This window comes from Methylobacillus caricis, assembly GCF_020532705.1.
Taxonomy (GTDB): domain Bacteria; phylum Pseudomonadota; class Gammaproteobacteria; order Burkholderiales; family Methylophilaceae; genus Methylobacillus; species Methylobacillus caricis.
Map to the genome: position 1 here is coordinate 429,491 of NZ_JAJAVD010000004.1, position 21,964 is coordinate 451,454.

17 protein-coding genes are annotated in these 21,964 nt (G+C 51.6%); 8 read left to right on the forward strand and 9 right to left on the reverse strand.

The genetic code is table 11. The features are described from left to right. Positions 1–71: 71 nt before the first annotated feature. A complete protein-coding gene (locus tag LG200_RS12415; RefSeq protein ID WP_226757942.1) occupies positions 72–413 on the reverse strand; it encodes a hypothetical protein in 342 nt (113 codons plus the stop codon). 153 nt (positions 414–566) lie between these two features. Here LG200_RS12415 and LG200_RS12420 point away from each other — a divergent pair, with 153 nt between their 5' ends. Continuing rightward, complete coding sequence (locus tag LG200_RS12420) at positions 567–1,223, forward strand: pyridoxamine 5'-phosphate oxidase family protein (RefSeq protein ID WP_226757943.1); 657 nt, start codon at positions 567–569, stop codon at positions 1,221–1,223. 34 nt (positions 1,224–1,257) lie between these two features. Beyond that, positions 1,258–1,809 carry an NADPH-dependent FMN reductase gene (locus LG200_RS12425; protein WP_226757944.1) on the forward strand — a complete coding sequence of 184 codons (552 nt, stop codon included), beginning with the start codon at positions 1,258–1,260 and terminating at the stop codon, positions 1,807–1,809. On the opposite strand, the gene LG200_RS12430 is transcribed toward LG200_RS12425, so the two are convergent. Continuing rightward, entirely contained in the window at positions 1,806–2,693 is an 888-nt protein-coding gene (locus LG200_RS12430) for an SdiA-regulated domain-containing protein (RefSeq protein ID WP_226757945.1), read from the reverse strand. The two genes, LG200_RS12425 and LG200_RS12430, sit on opposite strands and share 4 nt — an antisense overlap. Before the next feature lie 209 nt (positions 2,694–2,902). On the opposite strand from LG200_RS12430, the gene LG200_RS12435 reads away from it, so the two are divergent. Next, positions 2,903–3,343: an HIT family protein gene (locus tag LG200_RS12435; RefSeq protein WP_226757946.1), complete on the forward strand. Its 441-nt coding sequence runs from the start codon at positions 2,903–2,905 to the stop codon at positions 3,341–3,343. Between the two features lie 245 nt (positions 3,344–3,588). On the opposite strand, the gene LG200_RS12440 is transcribed toward LG200_RS12435, so the two are convergent. From LG200_RS12440 to LG200_RS12465, 6 genes are all read right to left on the reverse strand, one after another. After that, positions 3,589–4,539, reverse strand: coding sequence for an energy transducer TonB (locus LG200_RS12440; protein WP_226757947.1), 951 nt, complete (start codon positions 4,537–4,539; stop codon positions 3,589–3,591). After that, the gene (gene mpl / locus LG200_RS12445) at positions 4,536–5,921 is read right to left on the reverse strand and encodes a UDP-N-acetylmuramate:L-alanyl-gamma-D-glutamyl-meso-diaminopimelate ligase (RefSeq protein ID WP_226757948.1); all 1,386 of its coding nucleotides are present in this window, start codon (positions 5,919–5,921) and stop codon (positions 4,536–4,538) included. Before mpl ends, LG200_RS12440 begins: the two co-directional genes overlap by 4 nt. Positions 5,922–5,973: 52 nt before the next feature. After that, the gene (gene metH / locus LG200_RS12450) at positions 5,974–9,762 is read right to left on the reverse strand and encodes a methionine synthase (protein WP_226757949.1); all 3,789 of its coding nucleotides are present in this window, start codon (positions 9,760–9,762) and stop codon (positions 5,974–5,976) included. Between the two features lie 165 nt (positions 9,763–9,927). After that, complete coding sequence (locus LG200_RS12455; protein WP_226757950.1) at positions 9,928–10,968, reverse strand: VIT1/CCC1 transporter family protein; 1,041 nt, start codon at positions 10,966–10,968, stop codon at positions 9,928–9,930. A 1-nt stretch (position 10,969) separates the two neighbouring features. Next, entirely contained in the window at positions 10,970–12,460 is a 1,491-nt protein-coding gene (locus LG200_RS12460; RefSeq protein WP_226757951.1) for a YifB family Mg chelatase-like AAA ATPase, read from the reverse strand. Position 12,461: 1 nt separating this feature from the next. Beyond that, positions 12,462–12,704 (reverse strand): accessory factor UbiK family protein, encoded by a 243-nt coding sequence (locus LG200_RS12465; protein WP_226757952.1) that lies wholly within the window; start codon positions 12,702–12,704, stop codon positions 12,462–12,464. A 253-nt stretch (positions 12,705–12,957) separates the two neighbouring features. Between LG200_RS12465 and LG200_RS12470 the strand changes: the two genes are divergently transcribed. The 5 genes from LG200_RS12470 to gshB all read left to right on the forward strand — a co-directional run bounded on the left by LG200_RS12470 (position 12,958) and on the right by gshB (position 18,150). After that, entirely contained in the window at positions 12,958–13,749 is a 792-nt protein-coding gene (locus tag LG200_RS12470; RefSeq protein WP_226757953.1) for a TorF family putative porin, read from the forward strand. A 68-nt stretch (positions 13,750–13,817) separates the two neighbouring features. Then, complete coding sequence (glnK, locus tag LG200_RS12475) at positions 13,818–14,156, forward strand: P-II family nitrogen regulator (protein ID WP_025869913.1); 339 nt, start codon at positions 13,818–13,820, stop codon at positions 14,154–14,156. A 10-nt stretch (positions 14,157–14,166) separates the two neighbouring features. Next, a complete protein-coding gene (locus LG200_RS12480; RefSeq protein WP_226757954.1) occupies positions 14,167–15,567 on the forward strand; it encodes an ammonium transporter in 1,401 nt (466 codons plus the stop codon). 361 nt (positions 15,568–15,928) lie between these two features. Beyond that, positions 15,929–17,206: a glutamate--cysteine ligase gene (gshA, locus tag LG200_RS12485; protein ID WP_226757955.1), complete on the forward strand. Its 1,278-nt coding sequence runs from the start codon at positions 15,929–15,931 to the stop codon at positions 17,204–17,206. 2 nt (positions 17,207–17,208) lie between these two features. Then, the gene (gene gshB / locus LG200_RS12490; RefSeq protein WP_226757956.1) at positions 17,209–18,150 is read left to right on the forward strand and encodes a glutathione synthase; all 942 of its coding nucleotides are present in this window, start codon (positions 17,209–17,211) and stop codon (positions 18,148–18,150) included. Between the two features lie 46 nt (positions 18,151–18,196). Here gshB and LG200_RS12495 read toward each other — a convergent pair whose 3' ends face one another. Further along, positions 18,197–21,946 (reverse strand): pilus assembly protein, encoded by a 3,750-nt coding sequence (locus tag LG200_RS12495; RefSeq protein ID WP_226757957.1) that lies wholly within the window; start codon positions 21,944–21,946, stop codon positions 18,197–18,199. Between the last annotated feature and the right edge of the window lie 18 nt (positions 21,947–21,964).

The window sequence follows — 21,964 nt, forward strand, 5'->3', positions numbered from 1 at the left end:
GAAGAATCCAGCGTCGTGCCATTACGAAAAGGCAGGCCGTCACTGATGGCCTGAATGGGACAGCCGCTGGATTAGGCAGCGAGTGGCCAGTTGGGGCGGTCTATGCGCTCGGGAAAGATAAAATGATATGAAGGGAAATCGGGGAAGAAAGCAGATACAGCCTGGATTTCCGGAATATCCAGAAGTTGCCAGCTCAGCATATGGATATTGCAATCATGATGAATGCCCGCAGTGAGCACACTACCATCAGCAGTGTCGTTCTCGTTGCCAACGGGGGTATCAGACTCATGCGTATGATGACCGAAATGCGCAACCCTATCAGTTGCGTCATGCTGGCAATAACCCGCCGCAATCGTCCACACAGAATGCAGCGGGAGCAATACGATCATCAATGTCAGTAACAGTTTTTTCAAGTGGATAGGTTAGGCATCAGCAACATGAAGCCGTATCTTAGCGCTAAACGCTTGTTATTCCAACGCCATCATTGACGATACTTGCTGCTTGTCTCTACCATGTGTTGATAAAAAGCATAACTATCCTTTTCAAAATTTAGACAGGAGAGTGAGATGGGCGACTTCTATGGAGAACAGCACCGAGCATGGCAAAGGGATTTTGACAGCGTCAAGATGGCGGACCGGGTAAAGGATCTGATTGTAGTGCCCGCCATTGCGGAGGAGCATGCTGCATTTATCGCCAGCCGCGATTTCTTTTTCCTTTCCACGGTTGATCATCGTGGATTCCCTACGTGTTCATATAAAGGCGGGCAACCCGGCCTCGTTAAAGTTGTGGATGACAAGACACTCGCCTTCCCCAGCCTAGATGGCAACAGCATGTACCTTTCCATGGGCAACATTACACTCAACAACAAGATAGGCATGTTGTTCATCGACTTTGAAACCCCGCACCGCGTCCGCGTACATGGCACGGCAAGCATAGACCGGCATGACCCGCTGCTGTCTGAATTCCAGGAATCCGAACTGGTGGTACGGGTACATATTGAAGAAATCTTCATCAACTGCCCACGCTACATTCACAAACACCAGCGGCTGGAAACATCAAAATACGTACCGCAAAGCGGCTGTAAAACTCCAACACCACAATGGAAGCGCCTGGATATTGTGCAGGATGTGCTGCATGGCGAAGATAAACAATTGGTGGAAGCCATGGGAGGCACCATCACCTTTGAACAGTATGCGGAACTCGTGACAAAAGGTGATGCCTGATTCTATCTGATCCTCAAAAACAAGGAGCGCCGCCATGGCCAAATTGCTAGCAATCTCCGGTAGTCTGCGCAAGCAGTCCTACAATACCGCCCTGTTGCACGCCGCCAGCGCACTAGCGCCTGCAGGTGTGGAAATTGAGGTGGCGACCTTGCATGGCATACCACTTTACGACGGTGACCTGGAAGAGCGGGAAGGCATCCCGACCGCAGTACGCGCGCTCAAACAAAAAATCATAGACAGTGATGGCGTGATTCTGGCAACCCCGGAATATAACAACAGCATTCCCGGCGTATTCAAGAATGCCATCGACTGGCTTTCGCGGCCTGCTACTGATATCCAGCAAGTTTTTGCCCAGCGCGCATTTGCATTGATAGGTGCCACGCCATCCGGCTTCGGCACCCTGTTATCACAGAATGCGTGGCTCTCCGTGCTTAAACAGCTGGGTGCCTATCACTGGCCTGATCGTTTGCTGGTTTCACATGCACACGAGGTATTTGACGAACATGGCCAATTACAGGATGCCAGGGTCAAGCAAGACCTGCAGCGATTTATCCAGGGATTCACGCAATTCACTGACAAAGTCTAGATATGTGCTGAGCTTGTCACCACGGGCTTGAAGACATAGAACAGGTTTGGCTCGCTGATCACATAAATGCGCTTATCCGGCCCGATTGCCAGTCCTTCGGCCTGGGGGATATTGCGATCCAGGCCATGAAAACCGTGCCAGAGAGCCAGCGTCCCCAACATTTTTCCCTGGTCGTCATATTCGGCAACCATCCGCGAATCATCACTCAATAGCAGTATGTTGCCGCTGGTGTGGTCGTAACTGATGGCTGAAAGGTCGCGCAAACCATGGGATGAAGTCTGCGCCAGTTTCTCTATCCGCAACTTTATAGGCTGGCCGGGCAGCGCATCTACGAAGCCATGCACGGCAATCACGCGCTTGGGCGCGCGCTCTTTCGCCAGCAGCACTCGCTGATTGTCGGCATCCCACATCACTCCCTCAAACCCCTTGTTATCCACTGCATACATAGCAAGTGTCAATTTGGGATCATGAGTAACATCTATCTCTTCTATCCCTGGCTCCAAATTGGTCAGCACCAAGCTATGTTCATGCTCGTTGAGTAGAATAAAACGGTTACCACCGACATGGGCAATGCCTTCCATGTCGGCAATACCCTTGACATGCACCTTGCGCAGCACTTGGCCATCAAGGCCCAGCTCGACGATCAAGGGCTGCTTGTTGGAAACGGTAAACAAGGTATTGGTTTCACGGTTGTAGCTCAAATCGGAAAGATCGGCACCCACACCGGGAATTGCTATCGCTTCATGCTCCACTGTGTAATGTTTCAGATTCATGGTAGATGCAGGGGAGTGCCGTGAGCTGCTCCACATATGCCAAGCCAGCGCTTCCAACCGGAACAGATAAGCGGCAATCAGCAACACGGCAAGGCCTGTAATCGCCAGCATTAGACGCCGCCTAGCGAAATATCGGGAGATAGTCATTATAATTGTTGTCCTGTAGGGCTACGGCGGTAGGAAATTGAAATGTTCATTACAGTGATTATGGGATAACGCCGAAGGAAAGACCGGGATTGACAGCCAGAGTTCCGGCTGGCGCAGAAACTTTCCGTAATAAATTCTGCCAATCAACCAACAAGTAAAAGAAAGATACCTCCATGAAGAATTGCGAACTATGCTCCACTCCCGGTGGTGATCTCCTCTGGCAAAGCGCTTTGTGCCGGGTGGTTCGCATAGATGATGCAGACTATCCGGGGTTTTGCCGAGTGGTCCTGAACAAGCATAAAAAGGAAATGAGCGATTTGTCAGCGGATGAGCGTGATCAACTCATGACCGTGGTATTTGCGGTAGAGGAAGCCGTGCGGGAAGTGATCCGCCCGGAAAAAATCAACCTTGCAAGCCTGGGAAATATGACACCGCATTTGCATTGGCATGTCATCCCACGATTCAAGCGTGACCGCCATTTTCCCAATCCAATCTGGGGGCAGAGCCGTCGGGAATCCTTACCCCAGGTATTGGACCCCACCATAGCCCAAGCGCTCAAGGATGCCATCCAGCGCCGGCTTAACAAGGGGGAGCAGGTCTTTCTGGCCATTTAGATATAACCAGGTGGACATGGGACTCAACCTGCTCACGTACCGGTATCATTAAACTGGTTGCGGGATAGGTTCCCAGCCCGGCTGCCGCAACGGTCAAAACAACCTGCCCGGTTGATGCGCATCCTCCTGTCATTCCGGCTGAGCTGCTGATGCCAAACCCTCTGCCGCACCCAGGTTGCCACAACCGCTCTTGCTGCCTTTGCTCTGGTTCAGGCAGGAAGATCACATGGCGTTCAAGATGGAGCTCATTGTGTCGCCAGGCTGTCTTCCTTGGTAAACGTCCAGGTACGTGTAATCCCGATGATATCGAAATCCTTGCGGATATCTTCAGGAAAAGCCGCATAAGGCGCCGCCATTTCCACTATGCGCCTGGCAGCGTCATCCAGCACTTTATGGCCTGAACTACGGGTAATACGAATTTTTTCTATGGAGCCATCCGCCTTAATATCGACCGAAAGCTCCAGTTTCCCGTAGAGCTTTTGCTCTTTGGCAGCCTCGGGATAATTCAGGTTGCCTATTTTCTCCACCTTCTGCCGCCAAGATTCCACATAGGTGGCAAAGCGGTACTCCTGCGTACGGCCACCCAGCTCCTTGCGTTTGGGGCGCTTCTGGTATTCATCCTGTTGTTTGGCAATCTGCGCCTCCAACCTGGCAATATCCAGGCTGGAAGCGACCAGATCCCTGGCGTTGAGGTTCTTGGGAGCATCTTGCTGCTGGCCATTATCCGGCGTGGAGGTGGTAGTACTCTGGGCTGGAGCAGACTCCAGCTTTTTCTTGGCATCAAGCTGGGTCATGAGTTCTTGTGCCTGACGCTCAAGTTCAGCCACTTTATCCTGCTGTTTCTGCTCTTTCTCTTCACGTCCTGGGCGTGAAGCAACAGATGCCTCAGCCGCCTGTTTGGGTGCAACCTCGGTTTTTTTCTTTTTTGGGGGGGGCAGGGCAGTTTTCATCTGCCGGTCTGCATCGGTATTGCCGCCACGGTCGAGGTTGGCCTGCGCCAATGCATCTGCTTTTTTGGGCTTGGAGTCGGTTTTGGCATTTACCAGCACCACGTCCAGCGGAGGAATCTTGTCCTTGATGAACTTGAGCGCAGGTGCCTCAAAATTGACTGCCAGGATCAGGATAAGGTGAAATACCGCTGACAACAACAGAGCCCAGCCCAGAACTCCCATGCCTTTCAGGGCTGGTAAAATCACTGTGCCAGCCTTTGCAGCAGCTTCTGGTGTACTCCACCGAAACCGCCGTTACTCATTACCAGTATGTGATCACCTGGCTGCGACTCTGCCACTATCGCCTCGACCAACACATGCAGGTCATCGAATGTAGCTGCCTTGTGCTGAATGGGCTGCAATGCGGCTGCGGCATCCCATCCCAAATTGGCTCCATAGCAGAATACCTGGTCAGCTTCATGCAAGCTCTCCGGCAAGGCATCTTTCATGACACCCAACTTCATGGTATTGGAGCGGGGCTCCAATACCGCCAATATCCTGGCCTGGCCCACTTTCGCCCGCAACCCCTCAACAGTGGTGGCAATGGCAGTCGGATGGTGGGCGAAATCATCATATACCGTGACCTCATTCACCACACCACGCACTTCCATCCGGCGCTTGACGTTCTTGAACTCGGTCAGGGCGGCAATACCGGTAGCCACTGCAACACCGGCATGGCGCGCTGCAGCCAGCGCAGCCAATGCATTCATCCTGTTATGCTCTCCCAGCAGGTCCCACGCTACCCGGCCTTGCGGCTCACCCTTGAGGCTAATACTGAAGCTGCCCGCCGCATCGATTTCATATGCCTGCCAATCACTGCCGAAATACTCCACCGGCGTCCAGCAACCACGGGCTATCACCCGCTTAAGGCTATCTTCCCTGCCATTGGCAACCACCAGACCATTATGCGGAACAGTACGCACCAGGTGATGGAACTGGGTTTCTATGGCCGCAAGGTCGGCAAAGATATCCGCATGGTCAAATTCCAGGTTATTGAGAACGGCGGTACGCGGACGGTAGTGCACAAACTTGGAACGCTTGTCGAAGAAGGCCGTGTCATATTCATCAGCTTCAATCACGAAAAAAGGCGAAATGCTATGCGCATCCTGCGCAGGTACGCCAGGCAAACGTGCAGAGATATCGAAATTCTGCGGCACGCCACCAATCAGGAAGCCTGGCGCCAGGCCTGCATATTCGAGTATCCAGGCCAGCATGGAGGTAGTCGTGGTCTTGCCGTGGGTACCCGCCACGGCAAGTACCCATTTGCCGGGCTCGCCATTCCGTGCATGCAGTATATTCTCTGCCAGCCACTGCGGACCCGAGATATAAGGCAAACCGCGATTGAGTATTTCCTCCATTAACGGGTTACCCCGCGTCACCACATTGCCAATGACGTAGATATCCGGATTGAGCGAGACCTGTTCAGGCGAAAATCCTTCTATCAGCTCTATACCCTGTGCTTCAAGCTGTGTGCTCATTGGCGGATAGACATTGGCATCGCAACCGGTAACGCGGTGGCCGGCCTGTTTGGCCAGCACAGCGATACCACCCATGAAAGTACCGCAAATGCCGAGGATGTGGATATGCATAGCTATAGTGGTTAATTGGTTAGGTTCATTGTAGCAAAGTCAGCCTGCCCTGCTAGGACAGGTTGGGTGCCAGCCAGCGTTCCAGATACTCTTTGGGCAATCCTCTTCGCATTGCCATATCCAGCAATTGATCCTCTCCGATCTTGTCCACGCTGAAATACCTGGATTCAGGATGGGCAAAATAGAATCCGGAAACGGCAGCCCCCGGCATCATGGCAAACGAATCAGTCAGCGTAATGCCCACTTCCTCGCATTTCATGACATTGAACATATCCGGCTTGACCGTATGGTCGGGGCAGGCCGGATAGCCAGGCGCCGGACGGATGCCGCGGTATTTTTCCTTAATCAGCTCTTCGTTGCTCAAGGCTTCATCAGCGGCAAAGCCCCATAAATCCTTGCGCACACGTTCGTGCAGATACTCGGCAAACCCTTCAGCCAAGCGGTCTGCGAGCGATTTCAGCATGATGCTGCTGTAATCATCATGCGCATCTTCAAAGCGCTTTTCATATTTTTCTATGCCCAGCCCGCCAGTAACGGCAAACATGCCGATATAGTCCGCTACCCCCGAATCCTTGGGCGCAATGAAGTCGGCCAGGCACTGGTTGGGGCGTTGCTCGCCATTCACTACGGGCTTCTGCGTCTGCTGCCGCATGCCATAGTAAGTAAAGGCTATCTCGGTACGGCTGTCATCGGTATATATTTCGATGTCGTCGTCATTGACACTATTGGCGGGCAGCAGGGCCACTACGCCGCTTGCCGTCAGCCAGCGCCCTTCTATGATTTTTTTCAACATGGCCTGGCCTTCGGCAAACAGCTTGGTGGCCGCATCGCCGACGATTTCATCCTTGAGAATGGCAGGATAAGGCCCGGCAAGATCCCAGGTCTGAAAGAAAGGGCCCCAGTCGATATATTGGGCAATAGTTGCTAGGTCGATATTCTTGAACACACGCCTGCCGATGAACTTGGGCTTGACCGGCGCATATTCCCCGGTGAATTCCAGCCTGGCCTTGTTGGCCCGCGCATCCGCTATGCTGAGCATGGGCGTGCCCTTCTTGTTCGCATGCTGGGTGCGCACGCGCTCATAATCCAGCTCAATATCGGCAATATAATTATCACGCTGCTCAGGCGTCAGCAGGGACTGCATCACGGATACCGAGCGTGATGCATCTGGCACGTAGATCACCGGGCCATCATAGTGCGGCGCTATTTTCACCGCGGTATGCGCTCGTGAAGTAGTGGCTCCGCCGATCAGCAATGGCATTTTAAGACCGTGAAAGTACGGGTCGCGCTGCATTTCACGCGCCACGTATGCCATTTCCTCCAACGAGGGCGTAATCAAGCCTGACAAACCGATAATATCCGCCCCCGTGGCTTTGGCCTGTTCCAGGATTTCGGCACAGGGCACCATCACGCCCATGTTCACCACTTCGAAGTTGTTGCACTGCAACACCACGGAGACGATATTCTTGCCGATGTCGTGCACATCGCCCTTGACGGTAGCGATCACCATCTTGCCCTTGGGTTTGGCGACGATGCCGGTACGCTCTTCCTCGATGCGCTTTTCTTCCTCGATGAACGGCACCAGGTGAGCCACTGCCTGCTTCATCACACGGGCAGACTTCACCACCTGCGGCAGGAACATCTTGCCCTGGCCGAACAAGTCGCCTACCACGTTCATGCCGTCCATCAATGGCCCCTCGATCACGTGAATAGGACGTCCGCCATCATTCATGACTTTCTGCCGTGCTTCTTCGGTATCCTCGACGATGAACTCGGTAATTCCGTGCACCATGGCATGTGCCAGCCGTTTTTCCACGCTGACCGGATTTTCCTCGGTACCGCGCCAATCCAGCGTCACTTCCTGCTTTTTGCCGCCAGCGGCCAGCGTGGCGGCAAACTCGATCATGCGTTCGGTGGCATCTTCGCGGCGGTTGAGCACAACATCCTCCACCCGCTCGCGCAATTCAGGACCAAGGTCGTCATAAACCCCTATCATGCCTGCGTTGACGATCCCCATGGTCATACCTGCCTTGATCGCATGGTAAAGAAACACGGTGTGGATAGCCTCGCGCGCAGCCTCATTGCCGCGAAAGCTGAAGCTGACATTGGACACCCCGCCGGAAATACGGGCGTATGGCAGGTTTTCCTTGATCCAGCGTGTGGCATTGATAAAGTCGACAGCATAATTGTTGTGCTCTTCGATCCCGGTCGCCACCGCAAAAATATTCGGGTCGAAGATAATGTCTTCAGGCGGGAAGCCGACCTTTTCCACCAGCAGATCATATGCCCGCTTGCAGATGTCGATCTTGCGCTCAAAGGTATCTGCCTGGCCAACCTCGTCAAATGCCATGACGATCACTGCAGCGCCATAGCGGCGGCACAGAACCGCCTGGCGCAGGAATTCCTCTTCGCCCTCCTTCATGGAGATCGAATTGACAATTGACTTGCCCTGCACACACTTGAGGCCAGCCTCGATCACCGACCATTTGGAAGAGTCGATCATGATGGGCACGCGGGCAATATCCGGCTCCGAGGCCACCAGGTTAAGGAAGTGCGTCATGGCATGAATGGCATCCAGCATGCCTTCATCCATATTGATATCGATAACCTGGGCGCCGTTTTCCACCTGCTGGCGCGCCACGATGAGGGCTTCTTCGTATTGCTCGTTGAGGATCATGCGCGCAAATGCCTTGGAACCTGTCACATTGGTCCGCTCGCCCACATTCACATAGAGCGAGCCTTCATCAATGGTGAATGGCTCCAGGCCGGCCAGCCTGGTGGCAACCGGAATCCGTGGCACTTGCCTGGGAGCAATATCCCTGACGACTTCCGCAATCGCCTGGATATGCGGCGGCGTAGTGCCACAGCATCCCCCAGCGATATTGACAAAGCCACTCTCGGCAAACTCCTTGAGCAGGGCTGAGGTATCGGCAGGCTCTTCGTCAAAGCCGGTATCCGACATCGGATTGGGCAAGCCCGCATTGGGATAGATGCAGACAAAGGTATCCGCAACCTTGCTCAGTTCTTCGGCATAAGGCCGCATGAGGGCAGCGCCCAGCGCGCAATTGAGGCCGATAGTCAACGGACGGGCATGGCGTACTGAATTCCAGAACGCGGGTACGGTCTGGCCGGACAGAATACGGCCGGATGCGTCGGTCACCGTGCCGGAGATCATGATGGGCCAGCGTTTGCCGGTTTCCTCAAAATAGGTTTCTATGGCAAACAAGGCAGCCTTGCAGTTGAGCGTATCGAAGATGGTCTCAACCATGAGGATATCGGCACCGCCTGCCACCAGTCCCCGGGTCTGCTCCAAGTAGGATTCCACCAGTTGGTCAAACGTGACATTCCGTGCTGCAGGGTCATTCACATCGGGCGAAATGGAAGCGGTCTTGGGCGTGGGGCCAAGTGCGCCGGCAACGAAGCGCGGTTTGTCTGGCGTGGAATATTTATCACAGGCTGCTCGCGCCAGCTTGGCCGCTTCCAAGTTCATTTCATAGGCCAGGTGCGACATGAAATAGTCGTCCTGGGCCACACTGGTCGCACCAAACGTGTTGGTTTCTATGATATCGGCACCTGCCGCCAGATATCTTTCATGGATTTCCTGGATAATATGCGGCTGCGTCATGGTGAGCAGCTCGTTATTACCCTTGACGAATAGTTCACGTTCACCCGCAGGTGCCGCAAAATCGGCAAAGCGGCCATTCGGGCCGCCACGATAATCTTCCTCTGTCAGCTTGTATTGCTGGATCATGGTTCCCATCGCACCGTCCAGCACCATGATACGGCGCGACAATATGTCCCGGAGCAGCAATTCAGTTGGGGAAATCATGTTTTGTTTCATGCAGAACCTTAAAAACTGGCGGCCAGGTTAGTGACCAGACCGAAAATGTCAGGGCGTGATTATAAAACACCTCTGCAAGGGAGGACACTCATTGGCGCAACTAAACCTCTGTATTTCTGAGAAAAACACCTCAAAAAAAATCGGGGTTGAATTGGAAACGTTCTGCTAGGCCAGGTTGGCGCCGAGCAAACTGCCTATCCAGTATGTCAGGCAGCCTGCTGTTGCACCTATCAACAGCATGCGTACGCCGCCATACACCATGCTGCGCCCGCTAAACAGTGCCAGTACCGCTCCAATGAGCAGTAATGCCATCGCCGTCAATGCAACAGCGGTTTCCAGTGCACGGGACTGCATCGCCAGCAACCAGGGCAGCAATGGAATAGCGCCGCCCAGCAAAAACGCAGTAAATGATGACATTGCGGCAAGCCACGGAGAACCCAACTCATCCGGGTTCAGGCCCAGCTCCTCACGCGTCAGGGTATCCAGGCCCAACTCCGGATCAGCGATCATGCGTTGTGCCAGTGCCTGCGCCTCCTCTTTATCCAGGCCGCGTGCTTGATAGATCAAGGCCAGCTCGGCAGCTTCCTGCTCGGGATATTGTGCCAGTTCCTCGCGCTCCAGCCCGATCTGGTACTCAAACATCTCCCGTTGCGAACGCATGGAAATATATTCCCCGGCTGCCATGGAAAAAGCTCCGGCCAGCAATCCGGCGATCCCCGTGAGCAAAATCACTTGCACATTGGCTGCTGCACCAGCCACGCCCAATACCAGGCAGGCGATGGACACCAGGCCATCATTGACCCCAAACACGGCTGCGCGCAAACCGCCACTATTCCCTATGGTGCGATGCCGCGCGCCTATTTCCTCCAGGCTGGTTGGCATTGGGTGCCCAGCCACTGTCCGTTTGCTGGAATAGACAGACAGCCCCCGCACTTTGCTGGCGGCGAGTATATGCCGCATAGGCAGCATTCCAAAAAACCGCAACAGACATACCAGCAAGTGCGTCCGCAAGTCCGGGACATAAACGGGAACAGCATGCCCATCCCGGGTCAACTTGCCTTCCCAGATATCTGCCTGGTTTGCAGCCTCCTGCGCAAGTGCCAGGAACATCTTGCGGATAACCGCATCCTTCTCGATAGTCGCTATCTCACGATAAAGATGTGCCGCCCGCTTTTCCTCACGCCAGCTGTTCAAGGCGTGTGGCATATCAGGCTTCAAACCTGCGGTATTGCACCGCCTCGGCAATATGCACAGGGGCAATCTGCTCTGCACCCGCCAGATCAGCAATAGAACGTGCCACTTTGAGGATGCGCTGATATGCACGCGCGGACAAATTCAAGCGACTGATCGCCTGCTTCAATAATACGAGGCCAGCAGCATCAGGCTGGCAGAACAGATCCACTTCCTTGCTGCCAAGCAGGAAGTTGGCTTTGCCCTGGCGCTTGAGTTGGATGTCTCTTGCTGCCTCCACCCGCTGCCTGATGGCTTCACTGTGCTCACCGGCAGCAGAATTGACCAACTCATCTTCAGATAAGGCCGGCACCTCTATATTCATGTCAATCCGGTCCAATAACGGACCGGATATTTTGGCCTTGTAGCGCGCCACCTGATCCGGTGTACAACGGCATTTACCATTGAAATGGCCCAGATATCCGCAGGGACAAGGATTCATTGCCGCAATCAACTGAAAACGCGCGGGAAAGTCAGCCTGCCGCGCAGCGCGTGAGATAGTGATATGCCCAGACTCCAGAGGCTCCCTCAATACTTCCAGAACTTTGCGATCAAATTCAGGCAATTCGTCAAGGAACAACACCCCATGGTGAGCAAGTGATATCTCGCCGGGCCTGGGAACCCCGCCGCCACCCACCAATGCCACGCCAGAGGCCGTATGATGGGGCGCACGATACGGCCGTTTCCGCCAGGCATCCTGCCGGAATGCGCCATTAAGTGATTGAATGGCTGCAGACTCAAGCGCCTCTTCCTCCGTCATCGTCGGCAATATGCCAGGGAAGCGTGCCGCCAGCATGGACTTGCCAGTCCCGGGCGGGCCCGACATCAGAAGGCTATGTCCCCCCGCGGCTGCAATCTCAAGCGCCCGCTTGGCTTGCAACTGGCCTTTGACTTCATCAAAATCCGGGTAATCCGCTACCGTTGCCAGCTCGCTTGCCTGTTGAGGCACAAGCAACTCATGGCCGGAAAGATGAGCGCAAACCTGCAAAAGACTTTGTGCTGGCAATACCTTGGCATCACCCACCAGCGATGCTTCGGATGCACTATCCTGGGGCAGGATAAAGGCCCGGCCATTCCTGGTGGCTTTGTGCGTCATTGCCAACGCACCCCTTACCGCCCTGAGTTCGCCAGTCAATGCCAACTCGCCTGCAACCTCATATTGATCAAGCTGATTCGCCGGGATCTGGCCTGAAGCAGCCAGGATACCCAGGGCAATCGGCAGGTCATACCGGCCACTTTCCTTAGGCAGGTCAGCCGGCGCCAGGTTAACGGTAATACGCCGCGCAGGAAAATCAAACCTGGCTGTCTGCAAGGCAGCGCGGACCCTGTCCTTGCTTTCCTTAACCTCCGCCTCGGGCAAACCGACAATGGTGAAACTGGGCAAGCCATTTGCCAAATGGACCTCTACCACCACCTCGGGAGCATCCATGCCGACCAAGGCGCGGCTATGCAAAACGGCCAGGGACATCTCAGGAACGTGATCCCAAGCCAGCCTCTAACTCAGCTACTTGTTTTTCCAGTTGCTGAAGTTTTTCACGTGTGCGGCGCAAGACCTCAGTTTGCACATCAAACTCTTCGCGTGAAACAAGCTCCAGTTTGGTGAATGCGCCCTGCAACAGTGCATTTAAATTACGCTCTATGCCCCCTGCTGGCACAGATGAATATATATCCCTGATTTTTTTAGATAAATCATCAAAAAAAACTGAATCCATTTTTAATTTCCGTAGAAAAACAAACGAAGTTTATCAGGTTTTTTACTGGAAAAAATCCCATTTAAAACAATCAACTCAACCACTTATCAATAGTTATCAGGTGAATACCAATGAATTAACACTAAAAACATCAAAAAATACCCACTAAACATTTGTTTTAAAAGGATGTTGTTTTTATGGCACAGGTGTTGCTTATTAACCCATGCAGAATTCTCGTTGTCGTTTAACTTTAAAATCCTTGAAAGGGTAAATCATGCGTAATTCGCTTCTACTTGCTGCCATCATTGGCACTTTTGCAGCACCTGCCGCTGTCATGGCCGAAGAAGCTGCTCCAGCTGCTGAGCCAACCTCGCCACATACTGTGACATATAACATTGGCCTTACCAGCAACTACATTTTCCGCGGCACCAGCCAATCCGGTGACCGTCCAGCGGTCCAAGGCGGTGTGGACTATTCCCACTCCAGCGGTTTCTATGTTGGCACCTGGGCTTCCAGCATCAGCTGGCTGGCAGATACAGAAGTAGATGATGGCCGTGCTTATAACAGCTCCAGCATGGAGTGGGATATCTATGCAGGCTACACCGCTGAAATCGGCGAAACCGGCATTACCTACGACGTCGGCGTAAACCAGTACATCTATCCAGGCCGCCGCAATTCCGTAAGCGGCACCTATAACGCCGATACGACCGAAATCTACGGTGGTATTTCCTACAAGTGGGTTTCCGCCAAGTACTCCTGGTCTCCAAGCAAATCTGCCTTTGGTTTTGAAGGCCGTGGTGCGAGTTATGTCGACCTGACACTGGACATCCCATTTGGCGACAGCGGCTATAGCGCAATCGCTCACGTAGGCCGCCAAGAATTCGGTAATGGTCCTAGCTATTTTGACTATACTGACTGGAAACTGGGCTTGAGCAAGGCTTGGGATAACGGCATAGTTGTTGGTGGTTATTATACCGACACCGATGCTGACCGTGGCGCTTTCACTTACGGCCCAGTGTTCTCCGGCAAGGAAAACTGGACCGTCTTCGTACAAAAGACTTTCTAATAAGTCTGGTTTAAACAGGGGCAAGGCGCATGCCTTGCCTTATGTATTTAAAACATGAGGAGGCCACTATGAAATTCGTATCCGCTATCATCAAGCCGTTCAAGCTTGACGAGGTACGGGAAGCTCTTTCCGCCATTGGCGTACAAGGCATCACCGTTACAGAAGTCAAGGGGTTTGGACGCCAGAAAGGCCACACGGAACTGTACCGTGGTGCCGAATACGTTGTCGATTTCCTACCCAAGGTAAAACTGGAAGTCGCCATCAAGGACGAACTGCTCGACCAGGTAGTTGAAGTAATTGAAAAATCTGCAACTACTGGCAAAATTGGCGATGGCAAGATTTTTGTCTTCAATCTTGAGCAGGTCTATCGTATCCGTACCGGCGAGACCGGCGCTGATGCGCTTTAAGGGGTATGTCATGAAAAAAATTCTCTCCATGATTGCATTGGTCAGCGCATTGGGCTTTTCCGGCCTGGCACTGGCTGAAGAAACAACCGTTGTAGTTGACGAAACCGTCACTACTGAAGTGGCTCCTGCCGCTGCCGAAGAAGCGGCACCAGCTGCCACCGAACCAGCTTCAGAAGCTGCATTGACGTTGAGCGCCGGCGATACTGCCTGGATGATCGTAGCTACGGTGCTGGTGCTTGCCATGATTATTCCTGGCCTCGCTTTATTCTACGGCGGCCTGGTCCGCACCAAGAATATGGTTTCCGTTCTTACCCAGGTATTTGTGGCCACAGCGCTGATGTCCATTATCTGGGTGGTATATGGCTATAGTCTCGCATTCACTGATGGTGGCAGCCTCAATGCCTATATTGGCGGCTTCAGCAAATCACTGCTGTCAGGCATTACGCCTGACACTCTGCTGGATGGCGGCACTATTCCTGAATATGTATTCGTCACATTCCAGCTCACCTTTGCAGCGATCACACCAGCGCTGATTGTGGGTGGTTTTGCGGAGCGCATGAAATTCCCTGCAGTATTGGCCTTCCTGGCGTTATGGGTCACATTCATCTATATCCCTATCGCCCACATGGTATGGGGTGGTGGCTTCCTGGGTGAACTTGGCGCAGCTGACTTTGCTGGTGGCACCGTTGTTCACTTGAACGCAGGTATAGCTGCATTGGTAGGGGCCCTTGTGATTGGCAAACGTATAGGCTACGGCAAGGAAGCCATGCCTCCCCATAGCATTACATTGACCATGGTCGGTGCATCCTTACTATGGGTCGGCTGGTTCGGTTTCAACGTGGGCAGTGAACTGGCTGCTGACGGTATTGCCGGCCTCGCCATGATCAATACACAAGCAGCTACCGCTGCTGCCGTATTGGGTTGGTTGTTCGCTGAATGGCTGTTCAAGGGCAAACCTTCCTTGCTGGGTGCGGTTTCCGGTGCTATTGCAGGCCTGGTCGCCATTACACCGGCTTGTGGTTTCCTCGGCCCTGTTGGTGCAATCGTCCTTGGCTTCGTGGCTAGCGTCATCGCCTTCTGGGCAGTTACCAGCCTCAAGATCAAGCTTGGCTATGATGACTCCCTGGATGTTTTCGGCATCCACGGTGTTGCAGGCTTGATCGGCGCTCTCGGCACTGGCATCCTGATGAGTGCAGATTTCGGTGGTGTAGGTTATGAAGAAGGCGTCACCATGGGTAGCCAGCTGTATGCACAAGCCGTGGCTGTTGGCGTCACTATTATCTGGGGCGGTATTGGCAGCTACATCCTGTTCAAGATTGTCGATATAGTGATTGGCCTGCGTGCCAGTGAAGAATCTGAGCGCGAAGGCCTCGATACTTCCGAACACGGTGAACGTGCTTACCACTATTAATCCCTAGTTAGCAGTATTGCAATGCGAAACGGGCGCCTAGGCGCCCGTTTTTTTATGCAGTTGCGCTATAACAACGCGCACTAAATCAGAGCAGAGTTGCACCATTCCATGACGTTTTATTGTGTTCCTGCCCCAAGATACCCAAATATTCAGGGTCAAAAACTGGCACGGCAATTGCTAGTTATTAAGCAAGCGTAATTTGATCTTTACGTCGCAAGACTCGGAACATCTTACTGCCTAGTTTTATGCATTATCTCCTCCTCCTCTAGGGCGCATTAAGCGCCCTCTTTTTTTAGCCCTTTACATGCATCTAGGCTAAAATCAGCGTCATTCTAGAAAATGACAGGCTAATAAATCCTTTATGGTTCCCCACCTGACTACTGCTTTAAACGGTCCCCTACTCACCCTGGAAAAGCGTCTACTGGAAAGTATGCCGCGCATTGAACATTGGTTCCGTACCCAATGGCTGGAAAACAGCGCGCCGTTCTATGCGTCTGTAGACCTGCGCAATGCCGGTTTCAAGTTGGCTCCAGTCGATACCAACCTCTTTCCTGGTGGATTCAATAACCTGAACCCGGATTTTCTGCCCCTTTGTATACAAGCGGCCATGATCGCTGTCGAGAAAATCTGTCCTGAAGCTCGCAGGCTTCTGGTCATCCCGGAAAACCACACACGCAATACTTTCTATTTGCGCAATATCTATGCATTGACCCACATACTGCGCCAAGCAGGCCTTGAAGTACGCATAGGCAGCATTTCACCTGAAATTACAGCGCCCACCTTCCTGGAAACCCATGATGGCAACACCATTCTCCTCGAACCGGTCAAGCGCAAGGGCAACCGCCTTGTACTGGATGACTTTGACAGTTGCGCTGTATTGCTGAATAACGACCTGTCTAGCGGCATTCCGGATATCCTGCAGAATCTGGAACAGTCGATCATTCCACCTTTGCATGCAGGATGGGCGACCAGGCGCAAATCACAGCACTTTGCCGCCTATAACCGGGTAGTGAAAGAATTTGCACAGTTGATTGATATCGACGAATGGCTACTTAATCCATATTTTGAAACTTGCGGCGAAATAGATTTCCATGCTCGTACCGGAGAAGAATGCCTGGCGGCAAAGGTGGAAGAACTACTCGGGAAAATACGTCTGAAATATGCTGAATATGGTGTAACCCAAGAACCGTTTGTCATTGTCAAAGCCGATGCAGGCACCTACGGCATGGGCATCATGACGGTGAAATCTCCCGATGATGTCCGCGACCTCAACCGCAAGCAACGCAACAAAATGTCTGTGGTCAAGGAAGGCTTGCAAGTGAGCGAAGTCATTATTCAGGAAGGGGTATACACCTTTGAACACCTCAATGATGCCGTTGCCGAACCGGTGATTTATATGATGGATCACTTTGTGGTGGGCGGCTTCTACCGCGTACATACCTCTCGCGGCGCGGATGAAAACCTCAATGCCCCGGGCATGCATTTTGAACCACTGGCCTTTGAAACACCTTGCTCCACCCCCGATTGTGCCGGAGCTCCTGATGCCGTCCCTAACCGCTTTTACGCCTATGGCGTAGTTGCCCGGCTTGCCCTGCTGGCAGCCGCTATAGAATTGCAGGAAAGCGACCCGGAAAACTAAGCATGCGCATTGCATTTATTCTCGATCCACTGGAAAGCCTGAAGCCATACAAGGACACCAGCCTTGCCATCATGCGCGAAGCAGAGAACCGTGGCCATGAATTGTTTATCGCCATGCAACATGATTTGCTACTCCGCCATGACAAGCTACGCATCAGGGCTCAAACATTCCATTTCGATGCAGGCAATACATGGTACAGATTGGGAGCAACGACTGAAGCTGCCCCAGAAGAGTTCGATGCCATCCTGATGCGCAAGGACCCACCTTTTGACAATGAATACCTCTACAGCACCTACCTGCTGGAACAGGCAGTCAATCAAGGTGCCCGCGTCTTCAACAACCCCACTGCCATACGCGACTGGAATGAAAAACTGGCGGTACTCAACTTCCCGCAATTCGTGCCTGACTTCCTGGTCACCAGCCAGCAGGAACTGATCCGCGAATTTCTCATCGAGCACGGAGATATCGTAGTCAAGCCACTAGACGGCATGGGCGGCAGCAGTGTATTCAGGCTAAAAAATGGCGATCCCAACCTTGGCGTCATCCTGGAAACCATTACCCAGCATGGTCAACAGACCATCATGGCACAACGCTACCTGCCGCAGATTTCAGCGGGAGACAAGCGCATCATCGTCATCGATGGAGAGCCACTCCCCTACGCACTGGCCCGCATTCCCCAAAATGGCGAAACGCGTGGCAACCTGGCCGCAGGCGGCAAAGGCGTCGCGCAACCACTAAGTGAGCGTGATTGGCACATTGCCAATACCGTAGGGAAAGTGTTAAAGCAAAAAGGCCTATTCCTGGTAGGCCTTGATGTGATTGGCGACCACCTGACGGAGATCAACGTGACCAGCCCAACGGGTATGGTGGAGATTGCGGCACAGACAGACTGCAACCCTGCGGCAATATTGTTGGATAAACTAGAGGGCAGATTGCGGCAATAAAAAAGCCAGGGATACCCCTGGCTTTTTAAACTCCTTAATTACCAGCTTACTTAGTCAGCTCACGCCAGCCTGTTCGCCTGGAAGCTTGGTCAGATGCTACTGTATCAATTGGGACTTGAGGTTTTTCACCATCGGGACCACTCATTGTTCCGATTAATTTACCATTCGGCAAGCTCATAATAGTCAAACCTACAACAGAGCCAATCGGGAGCGTAACCCCAAAAGTGGTGGACCCTGGAATCATGAGACCAGTCCGGTAATCGAATTGATATAATCTTGCAGTACCTCCAAGCGAACAACCATCGGCAGCAGATCCCTCGTTATTGATCTCTGGGCTGTTGCTTGCCACAACCAATGTTCCCCTACTTAGCTGTGGATCAATATTAACGCGCTCACGGTTACCTGGCAGATCTACATACCATCCCCCATTGGCCCAATCTAAATTATCTCCAGAGATTGAAGATGTATTATCCCCCTGAGTAATCACTCTCTGTGTCAAAGAGCGGCCATTGTAACTTGTGCCATTATCTCGTATAGCATATATCGACTGTCGCTGATTATTGCCGACATCGCTTAAACCGAGATATCGGCCTGTACCAACAAACACAACAGGGTCAGTAACAGAGGGAACCTTACCGACGATAGGCCTAGTAGTGATTGGCTGCCCAATGCCTGCGGTATCCAACAGTGTTGCCATCCTTGAAATCGTAACGGCATTAGTTTGCAAATCCAATTTCCATAAGTTACCCTCCAGATCCCCGCCATACAATGCAACTACGGTCGCATCTACATCAGCATTTCCGTTAATACCAACACTGCTTGCTAACTTGGTAAATCCACTTGGAGTTGTAGATGTTCCTACACCCGTCCCTACTTTTTGTAGCAACGCTCCAGTCAGTGCATCGACAATATAAAGATAACCCTGTCCATTACCAGGTGAAATATTGTTATAGCCGGAGGTAAGCATAACTACCCATCGCCCAGCATAGGCACTACCTGCGGGCATTTTGGCAATCACTGGATTACCATAGGTATAGCCCAAATCTTCATCCCACAATTGGCAATGCGCACTACTATGGCAAAACTCCCACAATGCCTTGGGATTATCCTCATTCGTCACATCTAGAGCGTAGTATCCGCGGCCGCCAGAATTAAATCCCCCGACAAGAATAGTCCGCCAAGTATTGCTTGTAGTGTCATAGAAATCCCTAACTTGAGGCGAACCATCAACAAAATACTGGTGACTTTCGCCATAGTTTTTATCTGCCAACTTGTACATATTAGGCATTATAGAATGAGGCACGTAAGCCCAGCTTTCCGTACCAGTTTCTGCATTAAATGCATGCAGCATTCCATCATTTCCGCCAACATATACCATACCATGGCGACCAGCTTGCTCATTCTTGAATGATTGGTAATTACGTGCCACATTATCGGCATAATTGTAATTAGGCTGCTTGACATAAGCGGGTGTTGAGGAAACCAGATCTCCTAAAACATTGTTGCGTAGTCGATAAGCTTTGTCTGTTTGCACAGACTCCCCACTATTTCCTGATTGCCCTCGCAAATAATTCACCATATTCTGACCGGAGTTCGCAATGACTTTGGTGCTTTCATTGAAACCATTGCATTGTGAAAGTACGTCACATTTATTGCTGAAATAAACCTTTTGCTCGGACGTCATGCTTTCCCAAGAAAAATTTTCTAGCAATGGGGCATTGCTCTTGATTTTATAAATCCTCCGACTATCAGAAGAGGCTCCCGCCAAAGCATTAAGTTTGGCCTGAGCACCCCATTCTGCGGTTTCACTAATGGTTCCATCAACCGGATTAATCACTTGCGATAGTAATTCTCCATCCCAATATAAACTACGGTAAGTTGCACTAAATACTTTATTATCAGTTTGAGTGATATTGGGAGTGCTAGTGGTAGCGGCAGAAGACGATCCTGTGCGATCAGAAACTCCAGCCAGCGCGCGACGCAAACCTGAAATAAGCTCATTTGGTTGCTTAGCACTGAAGTATAGGCCTCGCCCATTCACTGCAGCGTGCCATAAATCATCCAACGCTGTAGGCGAATCTGCATCTGGCTTGGGCCAATTACGCAATCCTTGTTTGATCTCGGCAAAATGTCCTTCATTAACAATTTCATAATCAGAGCGATAATCCAGTTCACCATCTAGGCCAAGACCCAGTGTGAAAGTATTCATGTGCTGAGCGGTATTTTTATCCTTACTGGTAGTCGGTACTTTATTTTCCATATCCCGTAGATCTGTTTTGTAGTAATACATGGCAACATCTGCCAAAGTATCGCTTGCTCCACTGATCGCACCATCATATGCCCCATCGCTACGCTTCGAATAACCGCCATCTACATTATCCTGATTTCCGATACTACCATTGCCAATGGTTACTCCAGCAGCACCATTCCAATAACCATCCGTCGTCAAGATAGTGAAATTTTGTTGACAAGCAAATTGTACGGGATCGTCACTCATACCAGAATTAATGCCGTTAATCACACCAGCATAATGCCTGCCAACGCGGGACAATGCCTGCCGTAGAGGAGTGCCGCCAGACGCATCTGTCGAATAGAATTTTTTATACCAGTTTGTTTTATGGGCAGGCTCAAACTCATCAATCTTCAGGTACTTATTAGTTGATACCGGTGAACCTGGGTTAATAGTAAGAAAACCTACACGATAGGTATTATCTATTGTGGAAAATGCCAGACCAGCAGCAGTTTTCATAGTAAACAGACGTGTTCTGTAATAGGCATACCAATTAGCAAAATTGGTCATTTCTTCTGCATAACTACAAGTGTTTCCTAAGCAATCAATTCTATCTGGATACTTTGTATAAGTATTTCCAGAAGTAATGTCTACACGCACAAAATTGCCATAGCGGGCCCGAAGATGGTTCGCATCCAATTTAGCCTGACATTTATTGCTACCACCGGAAGTTCCACTAACAACATCCACTCTGTCGACATCATCGGCTGAGGCGCAATACCTCACATATGCAGGTACTGGATGAGTAGTACTAGCACTAGTAGCAAGCACGCAAATACTTAGTGTGCTATCCGTACAGTATTCTCGAGGAGTGATTAGAAAGTAATGTGGGTTACTGTTAATTGTACGTCGAGTAGTATAGTTACCATAAGGCCAGTCATAATCGCCATCGCGATTGTCAAAGGCACTATTAGTTGTTGTTGTTCGCTGATTTATGCCATTGCGCATGCAATCTGAGGTATTACGGCAATAGGCAAGTTCCGGGTATTCAGAGAGAATATTGGCTATGGATGAATTCTGTACACAACTGTTATTTAACGTATGCCCTTGTACTCTGACCGCAGCCCAACCATTTGTATTTGTACCGTTCATCGTTGGCAGTGATTGCGACACATCACAAGGATTTGTAGGTGGCGAGTAACTAATAGCTGGATTGTAATAGATAGCGTTGAAATGAGGACTATAGACGGGAGGATCGCCACCTGCAGTTGGCTTTTGATACCCAGTCTGCGATGTACCGGCACAGGAAATAGTTGTACGTCCTGTACTTCCAGAACGACATTTATTACCAGTCTGCGTATAGCCTACATGATCAGGCATAAAATTAAAGTTCATACTACCTGAATCATCGAGTACAAACATAACGTTAGGACGAATAACCGTACCAGACGCCGTGGAAAGAGGATTACTCGAAATATCTGTTACTGCCGCATGAGCTAACCAGCTATTTGCCAACATCCAACAGGTCAACAACATACTTAATCTGATCGTTATTTTCCGTTTCATTATTGTCATCCCCAAGAG